Raw genomic sequence first — 3,315 nt, 5'->3', positions numbered from 1 at the left:
GCGCGATCCACGCCTCGATCTCGTCGGCCGTGCGCGGGACGTCCGCGGACAGGTTCACGGGGCCGTCCTCGGTCATCAGGATGTCGTCCTCGATGCGCACGCCGATGCCGCGGTACTCCTCGGGCACCGTGACGTCGTCGATCTGGAAGTACAGGCCCGGCTCGATGGTGAAGACCATGCCCGGCTCGAGCACGCCGTCGTAGTACATCTCGCGGCGCGCCTGCGCGCAGTCGTGCACGTCGATGCCGAGATGGTGGCTCGTGCCGTGCACCATGTAGCGGCGGTGGTGTCCGCCCTTGTCGGCGTCCAGCGCCTCCTCGGCCGTGACGGGCAGCAGACCCCACTCGGCGGTGCGACGCGCGAGCACGCCCATCGCGGCCTCGTGCACCGCGCGGAACTTCACGCCCGGCTTCGCGGCGGCGAACGCCGCATCGGCCGCCTCCCGCACCGTCTCGTAGATCTTGCGCTGGATCGGCGTGAACGTGCCGTTCACGGGCAGGGTGCGCGTGATGTCGGCCGTGTAGAGGCTGTCCACCTCGGCCCCGGCGTCGATCAGGATCAGGTCACCAGGCAGCACGGCGCCGTCGTTGCGCGTCCAGTGCAGGTAACAGGCATGCGGGCCCGACGCGGCGATCGTGTCGTAGCCCTCCCAGTTGCCGTCGCTGCGGGCCCGCTGGTGGAACACGCCCTCGACGAGGCGCTCGCCTCGGGGGTGCTCGATGATGCGCGGCAGCTCGCGGACGATGTCGTCGAAGCCCGACGCGGTGACCTGCACGGCCAGACGCATCTGCCCGATCTCGTACTCGTCCTTGCGCAGGCGCAGTTCCGAGACGAAGCGGGTCAGGTCCTCATCCAGGTCGACGACCAGGTCGCCCTCGCGTGCCTCGAACGTGTCGATGTGCGCGGTCGGCAGTCCGAGCTCGCCGGCCACGCCGGGCAGCGCGGGGCGGGGTCCGATCCAGAACTCGCCGATCGTCGCGTCGGAGTAGAACTCGGCCGTCGTGCGGTCCGCCCGCTCGCGGAAGTACAGCGTGACGTCGTGTCCGCTGTCGGTCGGCTCGAAGACGAGCACCGAGTCCGGCTCGGAGTCGTTCGCCCAGCCGGTGAGGTGTGCGAACGCCGAGTGCACGCGGAACGGGTAGTCGGTGTCGTTGCTGCGCTGCTTCAGCGGACCGGCCGGCACGACGAGGCGCTTGCCGGGGAATGCGGCGGAGACGGCGGCGCGGCGGGCCGCGGCGTACGGCGCCTGCTCGCGCAGCGGCGGGAGCTGCTCGGGGCGCTCGGCCCAGCCCTCCGAGATCGTGTCCAGGAACCCCTGCGGGTACGGCTGGCGGCGGTTCGTCACGCCCTGCGGCTGCTGCTCGGTCTGGGGCTTCGCGTCGGTCTTGGCATCCGTGTCGCTCATGCTTCCAGTCTGTCACCGTGCGCCGGGTCGCGCTCGGCCGGCCGGACCGGCGGCGGGGCGGCGCTCTGTCGCGATCCTAGGCTGGAGAACATGACCGCCCGGACCCGCACCCCGCATCCCGCCGTCGCGTTCGCGATCGACCTCGTGCTCGTGCTCGTCTTCCTCGTGATCGGGCGCACGGCGCACGGCGAGCCGTTCTTCGAGGGGTTCGCCGGAAGCGCCTGGCCGTTCGTCGCGGCACTCGTGGTCGGCTGGGTCGCGATCCTGCTGACGCGCACGCCATCGGGCGGCATCGCCGCGGGTGCGATCGCGTGGAGCGCGACGCTCTTGATCGGGATGGTGCTGCGCGTGGTGTCGGGCAGGACGGCGGCCGTGCCGTTCCTGATCGTGGCGACGATCACGCTCGCGGTGCTGCTGATCGGCTGGCGGCTCGTCCTGCGACCCGCCCGCCGCCGTCGCAGCTGACGTCAGCCGACGGGCTCGAGCTGCACGACGAGCGGGCGGTGGTCGCCGCCGGCGCCGTCCAGGTTCGTGAGCACGATGGAGCCCGTCGCACGCCACGCATCCGAGTGCATCACGTGATCGATCGGCGCCGACAGCAGCGAGGGCACATCGGTCGGCCACGTTCCGACAGCGCCGTTGCCCGTCGCGGCGGCCGCGTCGTGGCAGTAGCCGAGGTCGCCGCCGCCCGCGCCGAGTGTCGTCATGTGATCGAGCGTCGCGTTGAAGTCCCCCGCGATGATGACGTTCGCATCCTGCGGGCACTGGTCGGCGATCCAACGCAGATCCTGGCGCCAGACGTCCATGTACGCGGGGCGGGGCGCGATCGCATGCACCGCGACGACCGTGGGACCCGTGCCGTCGACCGGCATCACGACGGCGCTCGGCAGCAGGGCCGTGTTGCTGGATCCATCGTCCGACGACTCGATGACGGCGTAGTCGCCGAGGTCGGGGGAGATGAGGATGGTCGTGACCCACGACTGCGGGCCGCGCTCGATCTCCTTGTTGTACTGCACGTGGTGCACCCACATCGGGCGTCCGAGCTCGCGCATCTCGATCGCCACGTCCTCGCCCACGCTCTGCGCGGTCTCGGGAAGGGCGATGATGTCGGCGTCCATCGCGACGGCCGACTGCGCGATCTGGAACCCGCCGGTCGCGTCGCCGGCCGTGTTCCACGTCATCACCCGGATGCTGCTCTCCGTCTCGGGCGGCAGCGTGTCGCCGTAACCGCGCATGCCGAGCGTCACACCGCCGACGATCGCGCCGAGGGCCGCCACCAGGGCCATCGACATCGCGAACGCGCGCATCGGGCGGGCGACCGCCATCAGCAGGAACAGGATCGTCAGGATTGCGAAGGCGACGACGAGCACGCCGCGCATCGACACGATCTGCGCGAACGGCATCGTCTGCTCGAGACGGAAGAACTGCGGCCAGCTGACCACCGCCGTCGCGATGGCGAACGCCACCGTCACGAGGATCCCGAGCAAGCGCAACACGCTTCCGACACTAGGTCTCCCCGCTGAGAAACCGGCGCACGCGGCGCGGGTATCACGTGCGTGTGACAGCAGGATCGCCTGCGCATCGGACTACGATCGGCTCGTGGGAGACGACGGGGACAGGCGGTTCAGCGGGCCGAGCGACCTGCATCTGCACTCCACCCGGTCGGACGGCACCGAGCCCCCCGCCGACGTCATGGCGGCCGCGCACCGGCACAGGCTGGGCACCGTCGCCCTCACGGATCACGACACGACAGCCGGATGGGCGGAGGCTGCGGAGGCGTGCGCGTCGCTCGGCATGACGCTGCTGCCGGGCATGGAGTTCTCGGCCAAGCACGACTGGCGCAGCGTGCACGTGCTGTCGTACCTGTTCGATCCCGACGACGCAGACCTGCGCGCGGAGATGGATCGCAT

At 70.7% G+C, this 3,315-nt stretch carries 4 protein-coding genes; 2 read left to right on the top strand and 2 right to left on the bottom strand.

Annotated features, from left to right (window positions below):
- Window positions 1-1,405: aminopeptidase P family protein (locus RIF89_RS12745; protein WP_309069472.1), on the bottom strand; the 1,405-nt coding region annotated here is incomplete at its 3' end.
- A gap of 90 nt (window positions 1,406-1,495) precedes the next feature.
- On the opposite strand from RIF89_RS12745, the gene RIF89_RS12740 reads away from it, so the two are divergent.
- Window positions 1,496-1,870 (top strand): DUF3054 domain-containing protein, encoded by a 375-nt coding sequence (locus RIF89_RS12740; protein ID WP_309069471.1) that lies wholly within the window; start codon window positions 1,496-1,498, stop codon window positions 1,868-1,870.
- A gap of 2 nt (window positions 1,871-1,872) precedes the next feature.
- Here the strand turns inward: RIF89_RS12740 and RIF89_RS12735 are convergent, their stop codons facing one another.
- Entirely contained in the window at window positions 1,873-2,901 is a 1,029-nt protein-coding gene (locus RIF89_RS12735) for an endonuclease/exonuclease/phosphatase family protein (protein ID WP_309069470.1), read from the bottom strand.
- A gap of 103 nt (window positions 2,902-3,004) precedes the next feature.
- Here RIF89_RS12735 and RIF89_RS12730 point away from each other — a divergent pair.
- The coding region (locus RIF89_RS12730; protein ID WP_309069469.1) for a PHP domain-containing protein at window positions 3,005-3,315 on the top strand (311 nt) is incomplete at its 3' end.

The sequence above is a fragment of the Microbacterium sp. genome (assembly GCF_031178525.1).
GTDB lineage: Bacteria > Actinomycetota > Actinomycetes > Actinomycetales > Microbacteriaceae > Microbacterium.
The sequence above is the reverse complement of the archived record's forward strand: the minus strand, read 5'-3'. Positions and strand labels throughout refer to the sequence as shown.

Excerpts from the sequence above, each read along its gene's own strand:
- RIF89_RS12740 (WP_309069471.1), top strand. The coding sequence starts at position 1,496 with ATGACCGCCCGGACCCGCACCCCGCATCCCGCCGTCGCGTTCGCGATC.